Here is a 23,392-nt window from a genome sequence, read left to right as displayed (position 1 = left end):
TACGTTGACCGCCAGCGGTCTGACCGAAAAGCATGCTGTCCATGAAAATACTGCCGGTTTCCGACTCTCATTATGTCTTCGGTTCGCTCTACTCTCTCGCTCGAGGCGTTGTGCGCGTTGACCGCTCATCAGGTCAACGCGATCTGGCCAGACGCCGAGCCAGTGTGCAAGAACGCCATGCAGGCGTCGGGACAGATCGCCTTCGCGCGTCTTGAGCACTGTTTTTCCCGGGTCAACAATCGCTATTTTTTCGATGGTCGGGACGTCGTGTTCGACCATCTGCATGGCGATCAATATGCAATGTGGCTCTATTTCCTCAGCCACCAGCTGTATTTGGATGCCGCCCCGGAATCCTGGGCGAAGAAGGTTTTTTTGCTTAACAAATCGTTGCACGGTTGCGACATTTTTTACGAAGTCACGCTTCCTGCCGTATTTCTGCTGGTCCACCCATTGGGTACAGTGTTGGGGCGTGGCGAATACGGTGAGTATTTTATTGCTTATCAGCGTTGCGGTATTGGCAGCAATCACGATGTTTATCCTCGCCTGGGGCCCCATGTTACGCTGCGGCCCGGCAGCGCGGTGCTGGGCAAGTGTGTGATTGGCGCCAACGTGACCATCGCGGCTGAGTCGCTGGTTTTGGACCGCGATATCGATGCGAACACAACGTATTTTGGCAATCCGCGTGAAAACTGGACGCGCAGACGAACCTCGACGGAGAACATATGGCGGACTTGATCGATACCTCTCTGACTCCTGAGGAGTGGCGGCGGCGCCTCCATCAGGCCATCCCCGGAGGAGCACACACGTACTCTCGGGGCGATGACCAGTTTCCCGCCAATGCGCCGCCCTTGTTGATGCGTGGCAAGGGCGCGTACGTGTGGTCCATCGACGGCCAGCGTTTTCTCGACTACGGCATGGCGTTACGCGCCGTCACCCTGGGCTACGGCGACGAACGGGTCAATGCGGCGGCGGCGGCGCAGATGGGTAACGGGGTGAACCTCACACGTGCCACACTCGTCGAGTTGTTGGCGGCTGAAACCTTGATTGATCTGATTCCATCGGTCGACATGGTGAAATTCGCCAAGAACGGGTCCAACGTGACCACGGCCGCGGTAAAGATCGCGCGTGCCTATACCGGACGCCGCTACGTATGCGTTCCGCGCCAGCAGCCGTTCTTTTCGTTTGACGACTGGTTCATCGGCACGACGGCTTTGAAACGTGGGATTCCGGGTGAGCACGTAAGCAACACCCTGGTCTTCGACTACGGTGACTATGCGAGCCTGTCGGCCTTGTTCGACGCCCATCCCGGTCAAATCGCGGCGGTCATGATGGAGCCGGCGACGACGCTGATTCCCTGTCCCGGCGCTTGCGATCAGGTCCGGCGATGGCCGGAGTCGGCATGCAATTCCTGTCCGAACGCCAGCGGCAACTTTCTGCATCGCGTACAGGATCTTTGCCAAAGGGATGGAGCGCTTTTCATTCTGGACGAGATGATCACCGGTTTTCGCTGGCATATAGCGGGCGCACAGACCTTCTTCGGCGTTACGCCAGACTTGTGCACTTTCGGCAAGGGCATGGCCAATGGCTATTCGGTAGCTGCCGTGGGCGGGCGCCGTGACGTCATGCAGGTGGGTTCGATCGATCAACCGGGGATGGAACGGACTTTTCTGCTGTCGACTACGCATGGTGCCGAGATGCCGGGTTTGGGCGCTTTCATCGAAACGGTTCGCATCTACAAGGAAGAGTCCGTTGCGGAGCAACTTTGGGCGTACGGCAAGCGTCTGCGGGACGGGCTGACGGAAGTTTCGGTTCGCCATGGCCTGGAAAAGCACTTCGTAATGGATGGGCCAGCCATTTCGCTGAACTACCTGACCTTGGACCACGAGGGTAAACCGAGCATGGCCTTGCGCACGCTATACGCGCAGGAGATGGTCCGTCATGGCGTGCTGATGCCGTGGGTGGCCGTCTCCCAGTCGCACGGCGAAAGCGAACTGCAGCTGACCCTGGAGGCGGCCGACAAGGCCTTGGCTGTTCTGCGACAGGCTCTCGACGGCCGCGTCGAAGACTTTCTTGAGGGTCCGGCGATCAAGCCGGTGTTCCGTTCATACAACTAGCCCGGCGGTGAGCATGACTCCTCTTCAGCGTTTCCGCCTCGACGGCAAGACCGCACTGATCACCGGTGGCGCGGGTATTCTCGGGCAAGGGTTTGCCCAGGGATTGGCCAGCGCGGGCGCCAAGGTAGCCATTGTGGACGTGCAGGAACAGGCCGCCTGCGAGGTCGCGGCGGCGATCGGCCCCGAGGCCGCGGGATTCGCCTGCGACGTTGCCGACGCCGTATCGGTTCGCGCCTGCGTCGAGGCGGTGCGCTTGCGCTTCGGATGCATCGACATACTGCACAACAACGCCGCGACCAAAACGGCCGATCCGCGCAAGTTCTTTACGCCGTTCGAGGAGTATCCACTCGAAGTTTGGCGCGACGTCATGTCGGTCAATATCGATGGCATGTTCCTCATGGCGCAAGCGGTCGGTCGGGAGATGATTCGCCAGGGCTCCGGCGGCACCATCATCCAGACGGCTTCGATCTACGGCTTGGTCGGACCTGACGAGCGGATTTATGAGGGTTCCGACTATCTGGGCGGGCCGATCAATACCCCGGCGGTTTATGCGGCATCCAAAGCGGCAGTGATTGGGTTGACCAAGTGGTTGGCTACGCATTGGGCGAAAACGGGAATTCGCGTCAACTGCCTGGTTCCGGGCGGTGTTTCCAGCGGCCAGAACTCGGTTTTCTCGGATCACTATTCAAATCGTGTTCCGATGGGACGTATGGCGCGTGCCGAGGAGATGGTTCCCGCCTTGCTGTACCTGGCCTCGGAAGCCTCGAGCTACGTAACCGGGCAAGTCCTGGCGGTGGATGGCGGCTGGACCTGTTGGTGAGCTAGGGCAGTTGATCAGGCAACGTTATCTGGTAGCTACCAAACTGATCGAGACGTTCAGTCGTGGTGTCTTCGTCCTGCTGTGCACTTACGCGCTACCGCTGGAAGAGGCGGGCCGTTTTGGACTGGCGGCGACGATCATCAGCCTGCTTGCCTTCGTTCTGGGGTATGAGCGATACATCGACCTGCAACGACAAGTGGCCGGTCGATCACCATTCGCCATACGTTGCCGGTTGAGCGACACGCTCAAGTTCTTCGCTGTCCACTACGCTGTCGTATTGCCGGTAGTGGTTGTAGTGCTGTGCGTGTGGGGGGGGTGGCGTGCCCAGCAAGTGGCGACTGCGGTCGTCGTCATCATCGGCGAGCATCTCTCCAACCTGGCCTATCACGCCGTACTCCTCGACGGCCGGGCGTTTCCTTTGCTGCTCGCCGCGACCGCCAAGAACGTCGCCCAGCTGCTTTCCGTTCTGGCGATGGCCTGGTGGAGCCCGCAGGCGCTCGATGCCTCGTGGGTATTGAGTGCGTGGGCGATCGCGGCGATGGCCTACGTTGTGATTGCCGCCTCGCTGTGGATGGCATGGACTCGCCAGTCCCTAGCGTCCGCCCAGGACGGGTTGCCGGCGCAATCGCCTAGCCAGCAATACCGTGCCTCCGGCCTGCACTTCATGGTTGGCATTGTTGCTGTCGCGGCCCTGCAGGCCGACCGTCTGGTAGTCGGCGGAACGCTCTCGGCCCAGGAAATCGGTATCTACTTTCGCAACATTGCCTTGGCCGCGCTGGCGCTGCAGTTGTTCAACATTGTTTCCTTCAATCGCCTGGCTCCCGATATCTATAAGCTTTCCCGCACCGGGCAGTTGGGTCGCAGTTGGCGCACGGTCTGGGCAGAATACCGGCGCTTTGGCGGTGCTTTGGTCGCCCTGGTGGCAATTGTCGCCCTGGTCAATCACCTCATGGGTCGTCCAGCGCAGCGCTTTGGCGTCGAGGCCAGCTTTCTCGGCTTGTTGATGTTGGCGGTTCTCATGCGTACTGGCGCAGACTACGCAGGCTTGCTGCTGCTCTCCGTCGGCGGCGACCGGACGCTGTTTCGCAATCAGCTCTGCGCCGTGCTGGTTGGCTCCAGCGGCCTATGGATCTTGGCTTCGCAGTTTCAAATGGCGGGCGCTTTTCTCGGCGCACTGGCCACGCCGCTCCTTTATCTCGTGATGAATCGCCTCTCCGTGGTGCAGCGATTCCGTGAACTCCAGAATCGAACATGGTGAACGCAGAAGATACCGCACTGATCTACGCCATCAACAGAACAGATGCCTGGTGGCAGCATGTCGGCGCCAACTTGGGCTTTGACAGGTATGTGGTCGTATCCGACGTGCGCGGCGCGGCCGACCGCGATGTCGTGGACGATTTCAACGCCGAGTATGCACGGCAGTACAAATTGGCCGATGTCCGGCTCCGGACGCTTACGACCGCGCAGCTCACCGACATCATTGCCCGTTGCCGGCTCTTGCGTTGGCTGCCCGCCAAGCAGGCACGGTGTATGGTCGCGGCGATGGAAGCCGCTTTCAACAGGGTTCTGGACGAGACACGACCGAGTGTGGTGTTGAGCTTTCCGATCGACCGCTACGTCTCCGATGTCCTGGAGCGTTTAGCCAGGGGAAGAGGCATTCCGTATGTCGAGTTGACCGCCAGCCTGGTGTCTGGCAAGTGCATGCTGATGTACCGCGGCCAACTGATCAAGACCTCACCCCTACCGGCCGACGAGCAACTGGACGAACAAGTCCGCGTCATCGCCAACCCGAGCTTTACGCCATCCTATGTGCAGGTATCCAAGCGTTACACCCGGCGTCGCTGGCTGAAGATTTTCTGCTATTTTCGCCTGCGCGGCTGGGGTTTCAAACTGATATCCTGGGTCAAACGCGATCCACGCAGCCTTCACTACCTGGACGCGCAGTCCTTCCTCGGCCACAAACCAAGGCTGCGCGATCTGCGCACGCTCGACCTCATCGACTGGGACTGGCGTGACTCCCTGCAGAGATTTCCAAAAGCCAAACGTGTTTTTTTCGGTCTGCAGCTTTTTCCCGAGGCGTCGATCGATTACTGGCTGGCCAATATCGAGCTCATCGATTACGAAAATCTGCTCGTTCGAGCGGCCACCGCTTTTTCCGAGCAGGGATATCTCGTTCTGGTCAAGGATCACCCCTCGCAATTCGGTTTTCGCCAGCACGAACTCATTGATCGGCTCAAGCGCCTCCCCAACGTGGTGTTTCTGCCCTATGAAGTGAGCGGCAATGAGGCTGTTAGCCTGGTGGACACGAATTTCACATTGACCGGTACGCTGGGACTGCAGTCTGCTTTGTTGGGTCTGACCTCGATCGTCAGTCCGACTTACTACGTGACGGAAGGCGACTTCCTGCCGTTTGCCGAGCCGAGCGAGATCGACTCACTGCCGGAGCGCGCGCAGCGCTGGCAAGGCGCGCTGGAGCTGCCACAGCGCCAGCGCCACATCCTGGGGAGTCTGCTCGAAGGCAGTTTCGAAGGAGATTATTTTTCGTTTCGTGGCTTTCGTCGCGCGACGCCCCCAGCCTCAGTGGCGATCCTGGCAAAAAACCTGGGGAATCAACTGCGCAAGGTGATTGAATATGGAGTTCGCTAGGGCCCGGGGTGCGGCGCTCGGCTATTTCTTCGTACCTTCCGCATGAGATCGATTCTCTCGTCGCCCGGTAGACCATGAAGCGGCACCCGGCGCTGACCATGGTCGCTGTTTGGGGGCTCTGCGCGGCCGCCTTCTTCATTCTGCCGTTCGAACTGCTCGATCGGCCACTCACCGAGCACGGATTCTTGGTCCTAGGCTCCTTCATGGGGGCTTACTTGCTGGGCACTGCCCTGGTGCCCGCCTCCCGAACTGGAACAGCGGGTAGTGGCGTGCCGAATAGTCGCATCGACGCCTGTCGGGCCGAACGATGTCTCATGTGGGCAGCGGCCGCCGCCACGCTTTTTCTCTTGATGGATCTACAAGACAAGAATCCCTTCGACCTGGCGGCAGCCTCCGACCTGCGGTCCGAAAGCGCTGATGCCCTGCTCAAGGGAGAATCATCCCTCAGTTCGGCCTGGTTTCAGATCGCGTTCCTGCTCTATCCCGCGAGCTACGTGTTCATGGCAACCCATATTGTGTACTCTGAACGGATAGCTCTCTGGCGAGTCGGACTTTTCGGATTCCTGCCTGTCGTGTTGGCCACCGCCAGCATGGGCGGCCGTATGCCGATTTTCTATGCGGTCCTGGTCGCGGGACTGGCATGGCAGGAACGCTCCAAGCTCGCTGATCCCCAGTCTTCCCGCCATCATCGCGTTACGCCGGATCGAGCCCTTGCGAACCGCCGGGCGGTGGCGAGTCCGTCGAGCGTCTCCTCGCCTAACTCCACCGCCGATGAGGCCGAAGTTCTCGCTGGCCTGGAGGCTCAGGGAGCGTCGACGGCGGCAGGCAGTTCATCCGAAGATCGGAGGCGTACGGGCGTAGCGCTTGCCGAGCAAGGGTGGTTTGCCCGGATCCAGGCTATCCTTGACGGCGTTCTACCCTCCCGCCATTTACCGACCGTCCGTCCTCTGGCGTCACCGCCAGCACGCCGATCGATCGTCCTCTCCACGATGTATCGTGGTGGAGCGTTTCCCCGCGGGTCGTCGCCAAGTAGTACCCGGTGGGTAGTCAAGCTGCTTTGGCCGGCTTTTCTGGCGGCTCTGCTCTATTACTTCGTCGCCGTCTTCAGTACCCGTGCCGCAGTTGTCGGCGGTGCGGCAGAAATGTTTTCTGTCGCCGAAAGTCTCTGGGGTGTCGGTTTTCGCGGCCCATCCTCCGACCTGATTTTTTCCTTTCTTGGCGATGAGCTGGCGTACCTGGTATTTATTTTTAGTTGGTATGTCGTGCAAGGTGTCGTCATGTGCAATTACCTGTTTACATCGTACGACGGACCGCTGCAACTGGGAGTCTACGGCGTGGACCTCATGTCGGCCGTGATGCGGCGACTTGACCCGCAAGGAGTGTCGGACGGATTCGACTCGTTGCTCACACTCGGCACCTACGGCTTTTTCCCTTCCGCCTGGGGTTCCCTGTACGTGGACTTTGGCTACTTCGCCTTGCTCCTGTGCGTTGTGTGGGGAGCCTTCGCGGGTTTCTGCTATAAGCGTGTCGTTCGGGAACGCCGCCAAGACTGGCTGATCGTTGGGCCTTTCGTCACCATTGGTGTGCTGTGTAGCACTATCAACACGCCTTTGGGTTTCACCAATGGATTTGTGACGCACGCTTGGCTGCTCGCTGCTTTTCTGCTGCTAAGAAGAACGAGGGCCGGGGCAGCTTCCCGGGGTGTGGTCCGTCGTGCCGGCTAGAATGGTTCAGCTAAGAGGCAAGCGCTGGCCAACAATTCGCAAGCCGAGCAATCACGCTTGGCAATCGGTGTTCGACCAAGCGTACTCCGCGGGAAACCGCCGCCGTGGCAACCCCTTGGCCGGGTATGCACCACTTCGCTACACTGTCGGCTCAGCACCGTTCCGTTCGAACTTCAACGGCTGTTTCAGGGAAACCGCGAGCAATCTCCCAGGCGACCATACGATGGTTTTTCGTCGGCGGCCAGGAGGTAGCGGCAAACTCGATCTTCCCCGGCACGGCACGCGAAGCTACTCTGACCCCGAAAGAAATGGTAACGCAAAATGAGAATCCACATTCTGGGCGCCGGTATGCTGGGTCGACTTATCATAGACATCATTGAGTCGCAGCCTGGCCTCGTGGTGGGCGGGGTCTACGACGACGGATATCCGGATATAAACGACGTCTACGGTTACCCGATTGTCGGCAAGCTCGATGCGATCGACCGCCAGCCGGCGGCAAGTTTGGCGATAGCAATCGGCGAGCCGAAATGGCGAAAGAAACTCTACGAAGAAAAAAAGTCCCGGGGCTTCGAACTTCCAGCCTTGATTCACAGAAGCGTTACTCTATCGAACCACTGCACTGTCGAACCCGGCGTAATAATCGGGCCCAACTCCTCGGTCCTGGCCGGCAGCGTTGTCGGGCGTGGCTCGTGCATTCTCAGCCACGTCAATATCAATCAGGACGTCACGATCCACCCCTACAGCCTGATTGGCGCTGGGGTAATAATCGGTAATAATGCGATTCTCGGTGAAGGATGTCACGTTGGACTTGCCAGCCACGTGGAACGGGGACAGAACATCAAGCCTTGGAGCTACCATCGTTGCCCAGAAGGCGGCGGTCGCCATGCGTAACAAGCTCGACCGACGGTACTACCTTGATGCCTCCGACTTGTGGGCGACAAAATCTGTCCCGAAGTGGGACTTCCACATCCATACCAACTACACTGATGGCAAAGCCAGCGTGCAGCAGGTTTTCGAACGAGGAATCGAGGCGGGTCTCGAAGTCATCGCTTTCACCGAACACGCTGAGCCTTGGCGAAGCAGCACGCCAGACTGGTTCCCCAACTACGTTGCCGAGATTGAGCGATGTCGAGTATCGTGTGCGCATCAAATCAAGGCATTCATCGGCATAGAGGCAAACGCGTGTAGTTTTGATGGCGAAGTCGAACTAACTGGCGCGATGCGGGAAAAATCGGAATTCATTCTCGGTGCGGCACATCGTTACCCCGGTTTGGATGGTCGAAAGGTTGCCGATCTATCCGGGCCGGAAGCCATTGAGCTCGAATACAAGACATTGATGGGCTTGGCGCAAAGTACAGAAATCGACGCCATTGCTCATATTGGGGCGACTTGCGCGAAGTATTGTGCGCCGTTTCCGCTAAGTCTTACGAGAGAGATCATTCGCTCGGCAGCCCATAACGGTATCGCGGTCGAGATCAACCCCGTTTATCATAAGCCCCTGGCGGCATTTCTCGCGCTCTGTGCCGACGAAGGTGCGTTGGTGACTCTGGGCAGTAACGCCCACGGGTTCGGCGACATTGGGCTGGTCGTTCGTGCGCTACAAGCCGGGCTACGTCATGATTAATGTCCTGGTCACCGCGGTGGGCAGTGAACTGGCCTTCTCCATAATCAAGGCGATAAAGCTCATCGCGCCGCCGGTCGGTTTGATCGGTTGCGATATTTATCCCGAGGTGGTCGGCAAGTATTGGTGCGACAGTTTTCATATTGTCCCGCCGGCGAAGGAGGAAGAAGATTTCATTACCTGTCTGCGAGAGTTGGTCGCCGAGCGCGCGATCGACGTCATCATCCCAACGAACGATATCGAGTTCTTTGTTCTCGCGAAGTACAAGGAGCATTTTCTACAGACCCTGAACTGCCACATTCTGGTGAACGCGCCGAGCGAAATCGAACGCTTCAACGACAAATGGCGGGCGTACCAGTGGTATCAAACCAAGCAACTTGCCGCGCCACAGACCTTTCTTGCCGAAGAGGTCGAGGCGCTGCGCCAGCAACTGCTCAACATGAGCTACCCACTGATCGTCAAGCCCCGACGTGGCGGTGGCTCGCGGGAAATATTCAAGGTCGACGGCTTCGAAGAACTGGTGAACTGCCTGCCACTCGTTACTCGTCCAATCGTTCAGGAGTACTTGTCGGGCGATGATGCGGAATACACGGCCGGCACCTACAGAACGATGGCCAACGAGGTTTTCGTCATCGTGATGAAGCGGACGCTAAAGTTCGGCATGACCAATACCGCGCAAACCGTTCGGGATGCCGGTTTGGAAAGTTTCTGTCGACAAATCATTTTGAACACCGACTTAGTGGGCGCCAACAACATTCAATTCAGAGTCACCGGCGACGGGCCAAGAATACTCGAATTAAATCCACGCTTCTCCGGAACCACAGGGATCAGGGCCAGATTCGGGTTCAACGAGGTCGCGATGTGGATTGACGAGCAAGTACTCAACAAAGCACCCAGTGCGCCTCGTGTTAGAGAGGGCCATGTGATGCGCTATATGCAGGAACAGTATCACTTCCTCGATTCCGATGAGGCCTGAAGTGGGCGCCGCCCTGGCGTCGAGGCTTGCCCGGGCCAACTGAAACCGGCTGCCGCATCTGTGCCCGATGCCTGGCGGCCGGCGTGTCGTTTATCTTGTCTTGCTGGGTGACCGATCATTGCCATGAAAATTTCCCTCGCTTCGCCGGTATATAACGAGAGCGGCAAAATCCAGGAGTTCATCCACCGTGCGGTTGCCGCACTGCGTCAGATTGCGAGTGACGTTGAAATCGTGTTGGTGAACGACTGCAGTCGGGACGACACGGTGGAAAAAATCCGGGAGCTGCTGCCGCAGTATCCTTTCATCAAGTTGGTCAATCTGACAAGAAATTCGGGACAACATATCGCGACAGCCATCGCGCTGCAAAACACGACGGGCGATTTCGTGTTTATGATGGATTCCGATCTGCAGGTAAGGCCGGAGTATCTGGTCGATTTTTACAATTTCGGCAAAGAAATCGAGGGTTGGGACATCATCAGTGCCTTGCGGGTGACGCGATCTTCGTCCGCCACCAGACGGATCGGCTCGCGATTCATCTCCTACCTGTTGCAAAAGATCGGCCGTACCAATTTGAAAGATATCGGATCGACGTTCAAGCTGATCGAACGAAGAGCTCTCGACCGCTTGTTGGCGCAGGACATACTGATTCAAAACCTGCCCATCCTGATGCTGAATCTAAACTTCAGGATCGTCGAGCGGGCGATAGATTACGATTCAATGCAGGAGAGAAGAAGCCACTATACGGTTACCGACTTGGTATACGCTATAGTACTCGCGCTCTTGAATTTTAGCACCGGCAGTACGACGTTGATGACTTTGGTTTCGCTAGGGGTATTGCTTCTGTTGGCCGGAAGTTTTTCTTTTGCCGGAATGATCGTTTTCGGGGTGGTCAATCAGTCGGCTTTGCCGACCAATCTGCTGATGTTTTCGCTGGTCACCACGGTGGTCGGCGTACAACTGATGCTGATGGGGATGATCGTCTTCAAGCTGGAAAGAATAAACAAGAATCTGGATTTCAGGAAGTCGATCAATCAGCGCATAGACTATGAGAATTGATGACTCGCGGCTGGTGTTTGCCGGTCGTGGGTCGACGGCCCTGTGGGCTGTGCTGGTCGGCCTGGGTCGGCCGGGTGCCCGAATACTGCTCCCAGTCAATATTTGCGAGATTGTTTACCCGATCATCATCAAGGCCGGGCTGGTGCCCGTATTCTACGACGTGGACGAAACGTCCGGTAACGCGACGCTGGCCTCGATCGAGGCGGCGTACAGCGGGGACGAAACAGTTTTGTTGGCGGTGCACAACTTTGGCGCGCCTCTGGAAATCGACCGAATAGGCGAGTGGGCAAACCGGCGGCGGGTCTTTCTTATCGAGGACGTATGCAATTCGCTAGGGGCTCTCTATCAGGGTAAGCCGCTTGGCGAGTGGGGTGACGCGGCAATATTCAGCTTCGGCTACGCGAAGATCGTCGAATATGGCCTGGGGGGTGCGCTGCTGATAAAGGATCCCGGCCTGAAGGAGGAAGTCGAGCGGACCATAAGATCACTGGCCCCCTACTCTGCTTTTCATAAGGCCAAGGATGAAGAGTTTCAGACGAGGTTGAGGACTCTCAGGAGTCGTGGCGCGCCCGCTGGGGTAGAGGACTATGGCCCGCTCTACGAGGATTATGCAAAGTACTTGCTCTACCGCATCGGAGGCGACCACCAGGCGAGAATAAGAGGCTTGCTGGGCGATTTGGCAGCCAACCTGGCGCAACGGGAAAGTAAGGCGCGCAGGTATCGCGAGGAGATCGTTTCGCAGAAAGTCCGGCATATAGAGCAAGTCGAAGGCCAGGTCTATTGGCGCTACAATCTGCTATTGGAACCGCAAATTCGGACAGGCTTGCTGCAGCGGTTACGGATGAGCCAGTTGTTCGCCAGCACCTGGTATCCACCGATAGCCGAGTTATTTCAAGGCGCCGTGGCGGCCGATAGGTACTCGGGAGCAATAGCGTTTGGCAATCGGGTGCTTAACCTCTTTGTCGATCATAGGGTGTCGCAGGACGACATTTCGAAGACGATTGCGATAATTAATTCGCTGTAGGGCCGGATTCAGACGGTAGGCGGGCGACAGACGGTCCGACACGCGGAATCAAGCGCCAAGCGCCGCCTCGCGGGATCCTGCCGGTAAAATCCGGCCAGGTTTTCATAGAGCGCCGGGTATTCGGCTTGCAGGACGTCCGGCGTTTCGAAGAACGCTTCGCTCATGACGGCAAAGAACTCGCCGGGATTTTCTGCTCCGTAGGGGTCTAACAACGTCTCGCCGTCTTTCGCCGCCGCCTCGTCGACCCGCGCGCAGAAGTCGTCAAAGCAAGCGAGCAGGGTACGCTGCCAGGCGGCGCGAGAAATTTCCGGCGGTAAGGGTGGAACACCGTTGGCTTCCCCGCTGAGCATGTCGAGCTTGTGCGCGAACTCGTGGATGACCACGTTGTAGCCGGCACCGGCCAGTTGTGCATCGCACCAGGAGATCAGCAGCGGGCCGCCGTCCCAGGCTTCGCCCGAGGCCAGTTCCCGATATTCATGGACGATGCCGAACTCATCCTCGACGCTGCGCGGAATAATGAACTCATCGGGGTAAACGATGATGCCCAACCAGCCACGATAGTAGTCCAGGCCAAGGTTGAGGATGGGCAGACAACCTTGTGCCGCAATCGAAAGGCAGATCGCGTTGTCGAGTTCGAGCCCGCCGGCGCTGGTGAACTCCTTCTCGGCGAGAAAACACTCTGTCAGACGGCGCAAGCGGGCTTTCTCTTCGTCGTCGAGCGCGGCGAGGAAGGGCTGTGCGATGAGCAGTTCATCCCACAGGGCGTCGGGCACAGGCGCAGGCTCCAGTTTTTTGCGCCACCAACCGAGCAGTCTGCCGATCATGGGCTTTCCTTTCGTGGTCGGGCTGTCGTCGTCAGGTGGATGCCGGCGAAGATCAACGCAATACCGATGTAGTGGTAGATCTGCGGGATTTCGGCCAGGAAAACGGCGGAGAGAAGGGTTCCGAAGACTGGCATCAGGTGCAGGAACAGGCTGGCCTTGCTTGCGCCGACCTCGGCGACGGCGCGATTGTAGAAAATATAGCCGAGAAAGCCGGGAAAGATGCCAGTGTAGGCAATTCCGGCAAGCGAGCCGAGCGAGACGGCGATTGTTCTGCCCTGCGCGACCTCCCAAGCGTAGGCTGGGGCGAGCGCCAGCAGGCCGATCACCGTGAAGGCGGCGAGTAGCAGTATCGGGTCGACGCCGCTTGGCCGCCACTGCAGTCCGATCGTGTAGAGCGCCCAGGCGAAAACGGCACCCAGCATCCACAGGTCGCCGACATTGAGGCTGAGACTGGCGAGGGTTTCGAGGTGGCCGCGGGCGACGATCGTCGTCACGCCAAGCAAGGAGAGCACGACGCCCAGCCACTCGACACCGCGCAGGTGCTTGTGCAGGAAGGCCCACGACAGCGTGATGGTGGCGATCGGAATGAACGAATTGAGCAGCACGGCGTTGGTGGCCGGAGTGTAGTTGAGACCGACGTAGGCCAGCGTGTTGTAGGCGCCGACTCCCAACAGGCCAAGCAACACGGTCGTTTTCCAGCGCGCCCGGAGAAGTGGCCACTGGGAGCGCAAATGCGGCGCGGCGAGCGGCAGCAGAAGCAGCAGTGCGATCGCCCAGCGCCAGAAAGCGAGCGAAAGCGGCGGCACCTGGTCGCGCAGAGCGCGGCCGAGGACCATGTTGCCCGACCAGAACAGCGTGGTCAGTGAAAGCAAAAGATACGGGTGGTGCAGGTGGGCGAGCATGGGCGGCGAGCGGGGCGGCAAACCGGCATTATGCATGAGGCCCGGCCGAGGACTTATAATCGTTCAATGGTTTCCGTCATTCACTCGCTCGCCGCGCAGAGCGACCTGGAACAATCTTTGCGCACGCTTGGCGAAGGCCTGTCCCTTGCCGATGCCGATCGCATTCAGCGGGCGGCCGATCTGGCTCGATCGATCTATCAGGACGGCCGGCTCGGCAGCGGCGAAACGGTTTGGGGTCATGCCCTGGGGATGGCGCTGATCGTCGCCGGCCTGAAGCTCGACCCCGACTCGCGGCTGGCGGCCTTGCTGTTCGCCGTTCCGGCCCTGCAGGAACTCGGCCTGACGCACATCGAAAAGGAGTTCGGCGCAGGCGTCGCACTCCTGGTCGACGGGATTTCGCGCCTCAACCGGCTGCGGCCGATCACGCGTGGCTTTGTCGCTCCGGCGGCCGACAGCGGACAGAAAAACCCACCGGAGTTCAAGTCGCAGATCGAGGTCTTGCGCAAGATGCTGCTCGCCATGGTCGAGGACATCCGGGTCGTCCTCCTGCGGCTGGCTTCGCGCACCCAGACCCTGCGCCACTTCGCCGACGAGCCGGACGATCTGCGCGTCCCGGTGGCGCGCGAAACGCTTGAGCTTTATTCGCCGCTCGCCAACCGTCTCGGCGTCTGGGAGTTGAAGTGGGAACTCGAGGATCTGTCCTTCCGCTTCCTGCATCCGGAGGTTTACCGAGAGATCGCCGCCCATCTTGACGAGAAGCGAACCGAGCGCGAACAGTTCATCGCCGAGGCGATCGAACTCCTGAAGGCCGAACTGGCCGCTGCCGGCGTCGGTAACGCCGAGGTCTATGGTCGTCCCAAGCACATCTACAGTATCTGGAACAAGATGCGCAAGAAGGGCGTCGAGTTCTCGGAGGTATACGATGTGCGGGCGCTGCGCGTCATCGTCGAGCAGGTGAAGGACTGTTACACCGCGCTCGGCATCGTCCATCACATCTGGTCGCCGATTGCCAAGGAGTTCGACGACTACATCTCGCATCCCAAGGGTAACGACTATCGCTCGTTGCATACCGCTGTCCATTGCGCCGACGGACGAGCGGTCGAGGTGCAGATTCGGACTCGCGAGATGCACCGCCACGCCGAACTGGGGATCGCGGCGCACTGGCGCTACAAGGAAGGCAGCCGGGCGACGCCCGAAGACCGTTACGACGAAAAGATTGCCTGGCTGCGCCAGTTGCTGAGCTGGCGGGACGACGTCGCCGATTCATCCGATTGGGTCAAGCACTACAAGCAGGCGGCCTTCGATGAAACCGTCTACATCCTGACACCGCAGGGCCGGGTGGTCGATCTGCCGCGCGGCGCGACGCCGGTCGACTTTGCCTATCGCGTGCATACCGATATCGGTCACCGCTGCCGCGGGGCCAAGGTCGATGGAGCGCTGGTGCCGCTCAATACGCAACTGGCGACCGGGCAGCGCGTCGAGATCGTTCTCGCCAAGCACGGCGGCCCATCGCGCGACTGGTTGAACCCGGCTTTGGGCTATCTGTTTACGCATCGTTCGCGGGCCAAGGTCAGACAGTGGTTCGCCAGCCTGGCGCTGGAGGACACGCTGGCCGAAGGGCGCGCGGTGGTCATCCGCGAGTTGCAGCGGATGGGGCTGGCCGGAGTGAATCTGGACGAGCTTTCCTCTCGGTTGGGTTTTTCCGGCAGCGACGACCTGTTCATTGCCGTCGCGCGCGGCAAGCTGAACATGCGTCAGTTGCAGGTCGCGGCGCGTGGCAGCGAGATGCCGCTCGACGAGCGGATGGTCGGTGAGTTGCCCGTCCGCCGACAGCGCGACAGCGATGTGGCCGAGAAGGGTATCCTGATCGTCGGCGTCGGTCGTTTGCTGACCCAGCTTGCGGGATGTTGCAAGCCGGTGCCGCCGGATCCGATCATCGGTTTCGTCACTCGTGGCAAAGGGGTGTCGGTTCATCGATCCGATTGCAGCAACTTCACCAACATGCGTGCGATGCATCCTGAACGGGTGATCGAAACGACCTGGGGCGTGAAGACCGACAGCTTCTTCGCCGCCGACATCGTGATCGATGCCTACGACCGTCAGGGTCTGCTGCGCGATGTATCGGACGTTCTGGCGCGCGAAAAAATCAATGTCATCGCAGTCAACACGCTGTCGCGACAAGGCAACGCGCATATGAGCTTCACCGCCGAGGTCGGCAGCATGGCCCAACTGAACCGGACGCTCGCCCTGCTGCATCAGGTCGAGGGCGTCGTCGGCGCACGCCGCGCCTGACGCGCTTCAGCTTCCCGGTCGTCGCTACGGCGAGGGGATTGGCGTCCGCCTCGCCGATGGTGTGTCAGGCTTGCAGGAGTTCGATCAACTCGGCTTGTGACGAGCGCGGACTGCTGCGTGAGCCACGACGCTGGTGGTAGCTGCCATCGGCGTTGAGTTCCCAGGCCAGCATGTTATCGGTCAGATAGATTTGCAGCCCTTCGGTCATGACCCGGCGCTTGAGTTTGCGGTCGAGCACCGGGAACGCCAGTTCGATGCGCCGGAAGAAGTTACGTTCCATCCAGTCGGCGCTCGACAGGTAGACTTTTTCTTCGCCGCCGGCATAGAAATAGAAGACCCGGTGATGTTCGAGCTGTCGGCCGATGATCGAACGCACGCTGATGTTTTCCGACAAACCCTTGACGCCAGCGCGCAGACCGCAGACGCCGCGCACGATGAGGTCGATTTTCACGCCGGCCTGCGAGGCTTCGTAGAGCGCACAGATCGTCTCGGGTTCGAGCAGCGAATTCATCTTGGCGATGATGCGTGCCCGCTTGCCGGCGCGTGCGGCGTCGGCTTCGGCTCGAATGCCGGCAACGACGTTAGGCTGCAGCGTAAAAGGCGCCTGCCAGAGGTGGGTCAGCGTTTGCGCTCGACCGAGGCCGGTAAGTTGCTTGAAGACTTCGTTGGTGTCGGCACCGATCTCTTCGTTGCAGGTCAGCAGACCAAAATCGGAGTACAGGCGGGCCGTCTTCGGATGATAGTTGCCGGTCCCCAGGTGCACGTAGCGGCGCAGCAGGCTGCTGCCCGCCTTACCTTCTTCCCGGCGGACGATCATCAGCATCTTGGCATGCGTCTTGTAGCCCACGACCCCGTAGACAACGTGTGCGCCGACCTCCTCGAGCTTGGTTGCCCAGCCGATGTTGGCTTCCTCGTCGAAACGCGCCATCAGTTCCACGACGACCGTCACTTCCTTGCCGTTCTGCGCCGCACGCAGCAGCGATTGCATCAGCACCGAGTCGGTGCCGGTGCGGTAGACAGTCATCTTGATCGCCACCACCTGTGGGTCGACTGCCGCCTGTTCGAGCAACTCGATCACCGGATTGAAGCTCTGATAGGGGTGGTGCAGCAAGATGTCGGCGCCACGGATGCTGTCGAAAACGCTGTGGCATTTTTGCAGCGCTTTCGGCGTTCCCGGAGTGAACGGCGGGAACTTGAGGTCATTGCGCACCACCCAGTCGGGTACCTGCATCAGACGGACCAGATTGACCGGTCCGGCGACGCGGAACAGATCGCTCTCGGTGAGGTTGAACTGTCCGAGCAGAAACTGCGTCATCGCTTCCGAGCAGCTATTGGCGACTTCGAGCCGCACAGCGTCGCCGAAGTGGCGTTGCGGCAGTTCACCCTGAATCTTGGCGCGCAGGTTCTTGACTTCTTCCTCGTCGACGAACAGGTCGCTGTTGCGCGTCACCCGGAACTGGTAGCAGCCGAGGACCTTCATGCCGGCGAACAGTTCGTGGACGAACTCATGCAGGATCGACGACAGGAAGACGAAGGTGTATTCGGACTCACCGAGTTCGCGTGGCAGCCGGATGACCCGCGGCAGCACACGCGGTGCCTGGACGATGGCGGCCCCCGAACTGCGACCAAAGGCGTCGCGGCCTTCGAGCTCGACGGCGAAGTTGAGGCTCTTGTTGAGCACGCGCGGGAAGGGGTGCGAAGGGTCGAGTCCGATCGGGGTGATCACTGGCATGACTTCGCGGAAGAAGAAGCCGCTGATCCATTCGCGCTGGGCGGTGTTCCATTCGCTGCGCTTGACGAAGCGGATGCCTTCGGCGGCCAGCAGCGGCAGAATCTCGTCGTTCAGGAGGGCGTACTGTTCTTTGACGATGGCATGAGTCTCGTCGCTTACCAGGCGGTAGACCTCACGCGCCGTCTTGCCGTCCGTGGTGATCGCCACCGATCCCAGTTTGAGCTGCTCCTTGATTCCGGCCTCGCGAATCTCGAAGAACTCGTCGAGATTGCTGCTCACGATGCACAGGAAGCGCAAACGTTCGAGGAGTGGCGTCCGTGGGTTCTTGGCCTGCCAGAGAACGCGCCGATTGAAGGCGAGCAGACTCATTTCGCGATTCTGGAAGTACTCCGGCGGATAGGCGGTGGGGGACTGGTGGGGGGCGGTGTCGGTGCTTGGGGCGTCGGTGGTCATCGGTTCGTTCCGTCGGGATGGATGGATCGGTGAGGTGTGCGTCGAGGGTGGGAATATTACAACCATCGGTCGCTTGCCGGTCGATTGCCTTGGCATTTTTCTTGTCAGGCCGGGGGCGGTCGGCCAGGTGCCGCTCAGTGACAGCACATCCGGCGGTGCTAGAATGGCCGGTCTGGAAACATCCTCGCGCCGCAAGGCGGACAATGATCAGGCATGAGCTACGAATTGATTGCCGGTGTCGACCTAGGTTCCAACAGCTTTCGCTTGCAGGTCGGGCGAGTCGTTGGCGATCGGATTCACCCGCTGGATACGCTGAAAGAAACGGTTCGCCTGGGCTCTGGGCTGACGCGTGAGAAGTTGCTCGATCATGCCTCGCAGCAGCGGGCGATCGACGCTTTGCGCCGTTTTGGCGAGCGCTTGCGGGGCTTCGCCCCGGAAACCGTGCGCGCCGTAACGACCGACGCGATGCGCGTGGCGAGAAACGCGCACATCGTTCTGCCGCAGGCCGAGGCGGCTCTCGGTTTCCCGATCGAGATCATTGGTGGGCGCGAGGAAGCGCGCTTGATCTATATCGGAGCAGCAAAAGCCCTGCCGGCTGCCGGGCATCGGCGGCTGGTGGTCGACATCGGAGGCGGATCGACCGAGTTCATCATCGGCGAAGGCGTCGAGCCCATGCTGATGGAGTCGCTGTTCATGGGTTGTATCAGCTATCGGCAACGCTTCTTTCCCGAAGGCAGGGTGGACAAGAAGCGCTTCTACGCCGCCGAAGTGGCCGCTGCACGCGAGATCGAAGGGATTGTCACCGACTACCAGCGCCTCGGTTGGCAGGAGGCGGTGGGGTCGTCGGGTTCGGCTCAGGAGCTGGCTGAGATCCTCGAGGTCAACCGTCTCAATCCCGATGGGGTCACCGGCATCACTCGCGAGGGTCTGGCGAAACTGCGTCAGATGCTGATCCGTAGCGGGTCGGCGGAAGCGCTCGAACTCCAGGGTATGCGCGGCGAACGCCTGCCGATATTGCCGGGCGCCATCGCAATCATGAGCGCGGTGTTTTCCGAGTTGTCGATCGAGCACATGACACATTCCGACGGTGCTCTGCCGCTGGGTGTTCTCTACGACCTGCTCGGACGCTTCGAGCATCACGACACGCGCGACGAGACCGTCGTCGACTTCAAGCGCCGCTATCAGGTCGATCCGGCCCAGGTGGTGCGCGTCGAACGGACTGCCATGGCGCTGCTCGGGCAAATGATCAAGCTCGATTCGCCGGAACACGAGAACGACGTTCACTTTCTCCGCTGGGCCGTTTCGCTGCACGAAATCGGCGTCTCGGTGGCGCACAGCGAGTTTCACAAGCATGGTGCCTACCTGCTGAGCCACGCCGACATGCCGGGCTTTTCGAAACGTGACCAGGCGCGCCTGGCACTCTTCGTCCTTGGTCAGCGCGGCAAGTTGCAGAAACTGGCTTCGATGCCGGCCGGCGACCCGAACTGGCGCCTGGTGTTCTGCCTGCGGCTGGCTGTTCTGCTGCATCGTGCGCGCGATGACCATCAACTGCCGGAGATGTCGGTCAAGCAGTCGCCGGTTGGCTTTCAGCTCGATATTCCGGCCCCCTGGTTGCATGCCAATCCGATGACCGGCGCCGCCTTGACGGAGGAAACCCTGCTCTGGCGGCGGATTGGCATCAAGCTGCGGATCAGGCCGGTTGTCGGCGAGGTGGCCGAGCAGTGAGTCTGGAATGGCCGCGGCGACCCTAGAGACCGTACAGCGGACGGACTCCCTGCCGGTCATCGTGCTGGCCGGCGACTGGACGCTGGCGACCTTGCCGCAACCACTCGCCCCCTTCGAGCGGCGCTTGCGCGAGCTGGCCGGTACCGGTTCGGGCTGGGATCTGCAGTCCATCTCGCGTCTCGACAGCGCTGGCGCGATCGTTCTCTGGCGAAACTGGGGACGGCGCTGGCCGGCCTCGCTGGTGGTGGGTTCCGAGCACCGCCTGCTTCTCGAGCGGGTCGAGGCGATCGTCGCCGAGCTGCCCGGCCGATCGTCCGAGCGTCTAGCCTGGCTGCTCGTGCCGGGCCGGCTGGCAATCGTCGCGCTGGATCATCTGGCCGGGATGGTGGCCCTGATCGGACAAATGGTGCTCGATTTCGGCTATCTCCTGGTGCACCCACGCGACATACCGTGGCGCGAGTTTTCGGCCAACCTCTACAAGAGCGGCGCACAAGCGCTGCCGGTGACGGCGTTGATCGGCTTTCTGATCGGCATCGTTCTCTCCTACCTGTCGGCTCTGCAATTGAAAAACTTTGGTGCCGACGTCTTCATCGTCAATCTGCTCGGCATAAGCATCGTGCGCGAACTGGGGCCGGTGCTGGTCGCCGTCCTGGTCGCCGGGCGCTCTGGTTCGGCCATGACCGCCCAGCTTGGCGTCATGCGCGTTACCGAGGAGATCGACGCGCTGGCGACGATGGGCGTGTCGCGCAGCCTGCGCTTGGTTCTGCCCAAGGTCGTCGCGCTGGCCGTGACGATGCCATTGCTGGTCATCTGGTGCTCGGCGGCCGGTATCATCGGCGGCATGGTTTCGGCTAATCTGCAGATGGACCTGTCCTACGGGTTCTTCATCGACACGCTGCCGCGCGTGGTGCCGGTGGCCAACGTCTGGATCGGCATCGGCAAGGGTTTGGTCTTCGGCCTGCTGATCGGTCTCATCGCCTGTCACTTTGGCCTGCGCGTAAAGCCCAATACCGAAAGCCTGTCGGCGAATACGACCAGTTCGGTAGTCACGTCGATCACGGTGGCTATCCTCGTCGACGCCGTTTTCGCGATTCTCACCCGCAGCTTCGGAATTCCGCTGTGAGCCAATCCGTGGAGGCTCGTCCGACAGCCGTTCCGGCGATCCAGATTCGCCGCTTGACGACGCGTTTCGGTGACGTCGTCATCCATCGTGACATCGACCTCGACCTCATGCCCGGTCAGATGCTGGGTCTTGTCGGCGGGTCGGGAAGCGGCAAGACGACTTTGCTACGCGAGATCGTCGGCCTGCTGGCGCCGAGTCAGGGAAGCGTCAGGCTGTTCGGCCAGACCGTGCTGGACAGCGATCCGCAGCGACGGCGCCTGCTGCGCCGCCGCTTCGGCATGCTCTTTCAGCAGGGGGCGCTGTTTTCGGCGCTCTCGGTGTTCGACAACATCGCCTTTCCGCTGCGCGAGCTGCGTCTGTTCGACGAAGCCTTGATTCGCGATCTCGTGCTGCTGAAACTGGCCATGGTCGAACTCGAACCTCGCCACTGCCGCTTGATGCCGGCCGAGCTGTCAGGTGGCATGGTCAAGCGTGTCGCGCTGGCGCGTGCGCTGTCGCTGGAACCCGAGTTGCTCGTTCTCGACGAGCCGACGGCGGGTCTCGATCCCGATCGCAGCGAGAACTTCGTGCGCCTGCTCAAGGCGCTGCAAAACGAACTCGGCTTCACGGTCGTCATGGTGACGCACGATCTCGGAACGTTGCTGGGACTGGCGACTCGCCTCGCGGTGCTGGCTGATCATCGGATCGTCGCCAGTGGCACGGTGGACGAGGTATTGGCCGTCGACCATCCCTTCATCCACAATTTTTTTGGCGTCCGGCACGACATGGCCGCCGCCGGACCGAGGGCGAGCTAGCCGTGGAGAATCGTTCGCATGCCCTGATCGCCGGTTTCTTCACCCTCCTGCTCGGCCTGGCGACGCTCGGCGCGATCTGGTGGTTCGGAGGCAAACACGAAGCGACCAAGGAGTACACCGTCGTGACGCGCCAGAACGTGACCGGACTCAGTCTGCAGGGGCAAGTGCGCTACCGGGGAATCCGGGTCGGCAAGGTGCAGTCGATCGAGCTCAATCCGCGTGACGCCCGCGATATCCTGATCCGGATCAGCGTCAACCGTGCCGTACCGGTGACTCGTGGGACGACAGCGAAACTTGGCTACCAGGGAGTCACCGGGATTGCCCACATTCTGCTCGAGGACAGTGGTGGCGACTCGACACCGCTCGACAGTGCCGAGGGCGAGTCGCCACGCATCGCGATGCAGTCGTCGCTGATTACCGAACTGACCGATGCCGGCACGGCGACTCTGCGCCAGGCACGGGATTTCCTGACCAGCGCCAATCAGTTGTTGAGCGGCGAGAACCGGCAGCACCTGACGAGTATTCTCGCCAATCTGGAAGCGACCACCGGTAACGCCAGTGAGACGACGCGCCAGTTGCGGCAGCTTCTGAGCGCGGAGAATGTCCACCGGCTCAAGACGACCTTGGTCAGGGCCGAGCAGGCGGCAGGCGAGGTCGCTCCGGCGCTCGTCGAAGCGCGTCATCTGCTGTTGCGCCTGCAGGCGGTGAGCGAAAAGCTCGATCGCTTGATCGGTGACTCATCACCCGGTGGCATCGGGGCGCTTGCTCCCCGCCTCAACGAGCTGGCAAGCGAACTGTCAACCAGCTCGCGGCAACTCGAGCAAGCGCTGCAGGTCGTCGAAAAGTCGCCGCAGAGCTTCCTCTTCGGCTTGCCGCCGACGCCGCCCGGGCCAGGAGAGGCCGGTTTTGTCGCCCCAGCCAGCGAGGAGGCACGATGATAGAACGCTCGGTGCTGCTTGCCGCATGCTTGCTCGGGGCCTGCGCCGGCGGCACGCGATATCCTCCGCCCGTGGTCTACGACTTCGGAATGCCGGCGCAGCGCCTGACGGAAGGCGGCCACTGGTCGACTCTTGCCCTTGAGATCAAGGCTCCACGCTGGTTCGACTCGCCCGCGATCGAGTATCGGCTGCTCTACGACAACCCACTGCTTCTGCACGGCTATGCCGGCAGTCGCTGGGCCGGAGCGCCCGCCCAGTTGCTTGCCCAGCGGCTGCGTCAGCAACTGGCTTTGGTTGGCGGCGGTGGGCAATCCTCGGTCAGTTGCCTGATACGCTTCGAACTACAGGAGTTCTCGCAGGTCTTCGACACGCCGCAGCGCAGTCGCAGCTTGCTGCAGGGCCAGGCCAGTTTGCTTGACATGGCGCAGAGCCGGAGGGTCGACGAGCGACGGTTCGCTGTCGAGCAGCCGGCGGACAGCGCCGACGCTCGTGGTGGAGTCCATGCGCTGGTCCTGGCCAGCGATCAACTCGGCCGCCAACTCGCTGCCTGGTTGAATGATCTGGAAAAACGTGGCAGGCTGAAAGGCTGCCGGTCGACGGCAGTGGATAGCCAATAAGACATGACACC

At 60.5% G+C, this 23,392-nt stretch carries 20 protein-coding genes; 17 read left to right on the top strand and 3 right to left on the bottom strand.

The annotated features are described in order from the left end of the window. Positions 1-117 precede the first annotated feature (117 nt). From Q1M07_RS16780 to Q1M07_RS16730, 11 genes are all read left to right on the top strand, one after another. Entirely contained in the window at positions 118-735 is a 618-nt protein-coding gene (locus Q1M07_RS16780; protein ID WP_300455650.1) for a serine acetyltransferase, read from the top strand. Continuing rightward, a complete protein-coding gene (locus Q1M07_RS16775; RefSeq protein WP_300455647.1) occupies positions 723-2,114 on the top strand; it encodes a glutamate-1-semialdehyde 2,1-aminomutase in 1,392 nt (463 codons plus the stop codon). Before Q1M07_RS16780 ends, Q1M07_RS16775 begins: the two co-directional genes overlap by 13 nt. Positions 2,115-2,127: 13 nt before the next feature. Continuing rightward, on the top strand, positions 2,128-2,934 hold the full coding sequence (locus Q1M07_RS16770; RefSeq protein ID WP_300455644.1) for an SDR family oxidoreductase: 807 nt from the start codon (positions 2,128-2,130) through the stop codon (positions 2,932-2,934). A 10-nt stretch (positions 2,935-2,944) separates the two neighbouring features. Beyond that, on the top strand, positions 2,945-4,192 hold the full coding sequence (locus Q1M07_RS16765; protein ID WP_300455641.1) for a hypothetical protein: 1,248 nt from the start codon (positions 2,945-2,947) through the stop codon (positions 4,190-4,192). Next, entirely contained in the window at positions 4,186-5,580 is a 1,395-nt protein-coding gene (locus Q1M07_RS16760; protein ID WP_300455638.1) for a hypothetical protein, read from the top strand. The genes Q1M07_RS16765 and Q1M07_RS16760 overlap by 7 nt, the downstream gene beginning before the upstream one ends. A 74-nt stretch (positions 5,581-5,654) precedes the next feature. After that, positions 5,655-7,304 (top strand): hypothetical protein, encoded by a 1,650-nt coding sequence (locus Q1M07_RS16755; protein WP_300455635.1) that lies wholly within the window; start codon positions 5,655-5,657, stop codon positions 7,302-7,304. A gap of 321 nt (positions 7,305-7,625) precedes the next feature. Next, positions 7,626-8,195 (top strand): hypothetical protein, encoded by a 570-nt coding sequence (locus Q1M07_RS16750; protein ID WP_300455632.1) that lies wholly within the window; start codon positions 7,626-7,628, stop codon positions 8,193-8,195. Further along, a complete protein-coding gene (locus tag Q1M07_RS16745) occupies positions 8,188-8,928 on the top strand; it encodes a PHP domain-containing protein (RefSeq protein ID WP_300455629.1) in 741 nt (246 codons plus the stop codon). The genes Q1M07_RS16750 and Q1M07_RS16745 overlap by 8 nt, the downstream gene beginning before the upstream one ends. Then, positions 8,897-9,901 carry an ATP-grasp domain-containing protein gene (locus tag Q1M07_RS16740; protein ID WP_300455626.1) on the top strand — a complete coding sequence of 335 codons (1,005 nt, stop codon included), beginning with the start codon at positions 8,897-8,899 and terminating at the stop codon, positions 9,899-9,901. The genes Q1M07_RS16745 and Q1M07_RS16740 overlap by 32 nt, the downstream gene beginning before the upstream one ends. 123 nt (positions 9,902-10,024) lie before the next feature. After that, positions 10,025-10,957 (top strand): glycosyltransferase, encoded by a 933-nt coding sequence (locus tag Q1M07_RS16735; RefSeq protein ID WP_300455623.1) that lies wholly within the window; start codon positions 10,025-10,027, stop codon positions 10,955-10,957. 13 nt (positions 10,958-10,970) lie between these two features. Beyond that, the gene (locus Q1M07_RS16730) at positions 10,971-11,981 is read left to right on the top strand and encodes a DegT/DnrJ/EryC1/StrS family aminotransferase (protein ID WP_300455620.1); all 1,011 of its coding nucleotides are present in this window, start codon (positions 10,971-10,973) and stop codon (positions 11,979-11,981) included. Positions 11,982-11,989: 8 nt separating this feature from the next. Here the strand turns inward: Q1M07_RS16730 and Q1M07_RS16725 are convergent, their stop codons facing one another. Together Q1M07_RS16725 and Q1M07_RS16720 are read right to left on the bottom strand one after the other, a co-directional pair. After that, positions 11,990-12,805: a zinc-dependent peptidase gene (locus tag Q1M07_RS16725; RefSeq protein WP_300455617.1), complete on the bottom strand. Its 816-nt coding sequence runs from the start codon at positions 12,803-12,805 to the stop codon at positions 11,990-11,992. Continuing rightward, positions 12,802-13,707: a DMT family transporter gene (locus tag Q1M07_RS16720; RefSeq protein ID WP_300455768.1), complete on the bottom strand. Its 906-nt coding sequence runs from the start codon at positions 13,705-13,707 to the stop codon at positions 12,802-12,804. The genes Q1M07_RS16725 and Q1M07_RS16720 overlap by 4 nt, the downstream gene beginning before the upstream one ends. Before the next feature lie 66 nt (positions 13,708-13,773). Here Q1M07_RS16720 and Q1M07_RS16715 point away from each other — a divergent pair, with 66 nt between their 5' ends. Continuing rightward, positions 13,774-15,999, top strand: a complete 2,226-nt coding sequence (locus Q1M07_RS16715; RefSeq protein ID WP_300455615.1) for a bifunctional (p)ppGpp synthetase/guanosine-3',5'-bis(diphosphate) 3'-pyrophosphohydrolase — start codon at positions 13,774-13,776, stop codon at positions 15,997-15,999. Between the two features lie 64 nt (positions 16,000-16,063). Here Q1M07_RS16715 and ppk1 read toward each other — a convergent pair whose 3' ends face one another. Beyond that, on the bottom strand, positions 16,064-18,184 hold the full coding sequence (gene ppk1 / locus Q1M07_RS16710; RefSeq protein ID WP_300455612.1) for a polyphosphate kinase 1: 2,121 nt from the start codon (positions 18,182-18,184) through the stop codon (positions 16,064-16,066). A 213-nt stretch (positions 18,185-18,397) separates the two neighbouring features. Between ppk1 and Q1M07_RS16705 the strand changes: the two genes are divergently transcribed. From Q1M07_RS16705 to Q1M07_RS16685, 5 genes are read left to right on the top strand one after another with little or no spacing between them, the layout of a single operon-like run. Next, the gene (locus Q1M07_RS16705) at positions 18,398-19,909 is read left to right on the top strand and encodes a Ppx/GppA phosphatase family protein (protein ID WP_300455609.1); all 1,512 of its coding nucleotides are present in this window, start codon (positions 18,398-18,400) and stop codon (positions 19,907-19,909) included. 7 nt (positions 19,910-19,916) lie between these two features. Next, a complete protein-coding gene (locus tag Q1M07_RS16700; RefSeq protein WP_300455606.1) occupies positions 19,917-21,032 on the top strand; it encodes an ABC transporter permease in 1,116 nt (371 codons plus the stop codon). Continuing rightward, positions 21,029-21,826 carry an ATP-binding cassette domain-containing protein gene (locus Q1M07_RS16695; RefSeq protein WP_300455603.1) on the top strand — a complete coding sequence of 266 codons (798 nt, stop codon included), beginning with the start codon at positions 21,029-21,031 and terminating at the stop codon, positions 21,824-21,826. The genes Q1M07_RS16700 and Q1M07_RS16695 overlap by 4 nt, the downstream gene beginning before the upstream one ends. 2 nt (positions 21,827-21,828) lie before the next feature. After that, positions 21,829-22,764 carry an MlaD family protein gene (locus Q1M07_RS16690; RefSeq protein ID WP_300455600.1) on the top strand — a complete coding sequence of 312 codons (936 nt, stop codon included), beginning with the start codon at positions 21,829-21,831 and terminating at the stop codon, positions 22,762-22,764. Then, positions 22,761-23,381: an ABC-type transport auxiliary lipoprotein family protein gene (locus Q1M07_RS16685; protein ID WP_300455597.1), complete on the top strand. Its 621-nt coding sequence runs from the start codon at positions 22,761-22,763 to the stop codon at positions 23,379-23,381. Before Q1M07_RS16690 ends, Q1M07_RS16685 begins: the two co-directional genes overlap by 4 nt. The last annotated feature ends 11 nt before the right edge of the window (positions 23,382-23,392 follow it).

The organism is Accumulibacter sp., assembly GCF_029255285.1.
Lineage (GTDB): Bacteria > Pseudomonadota > Gammaproteobacteria > Burkholderiales > Rhodocyclaceae > Accumulibacter.
This window is presented reverse-complemented; position numbering and strand designations above follow the sequence as displayed.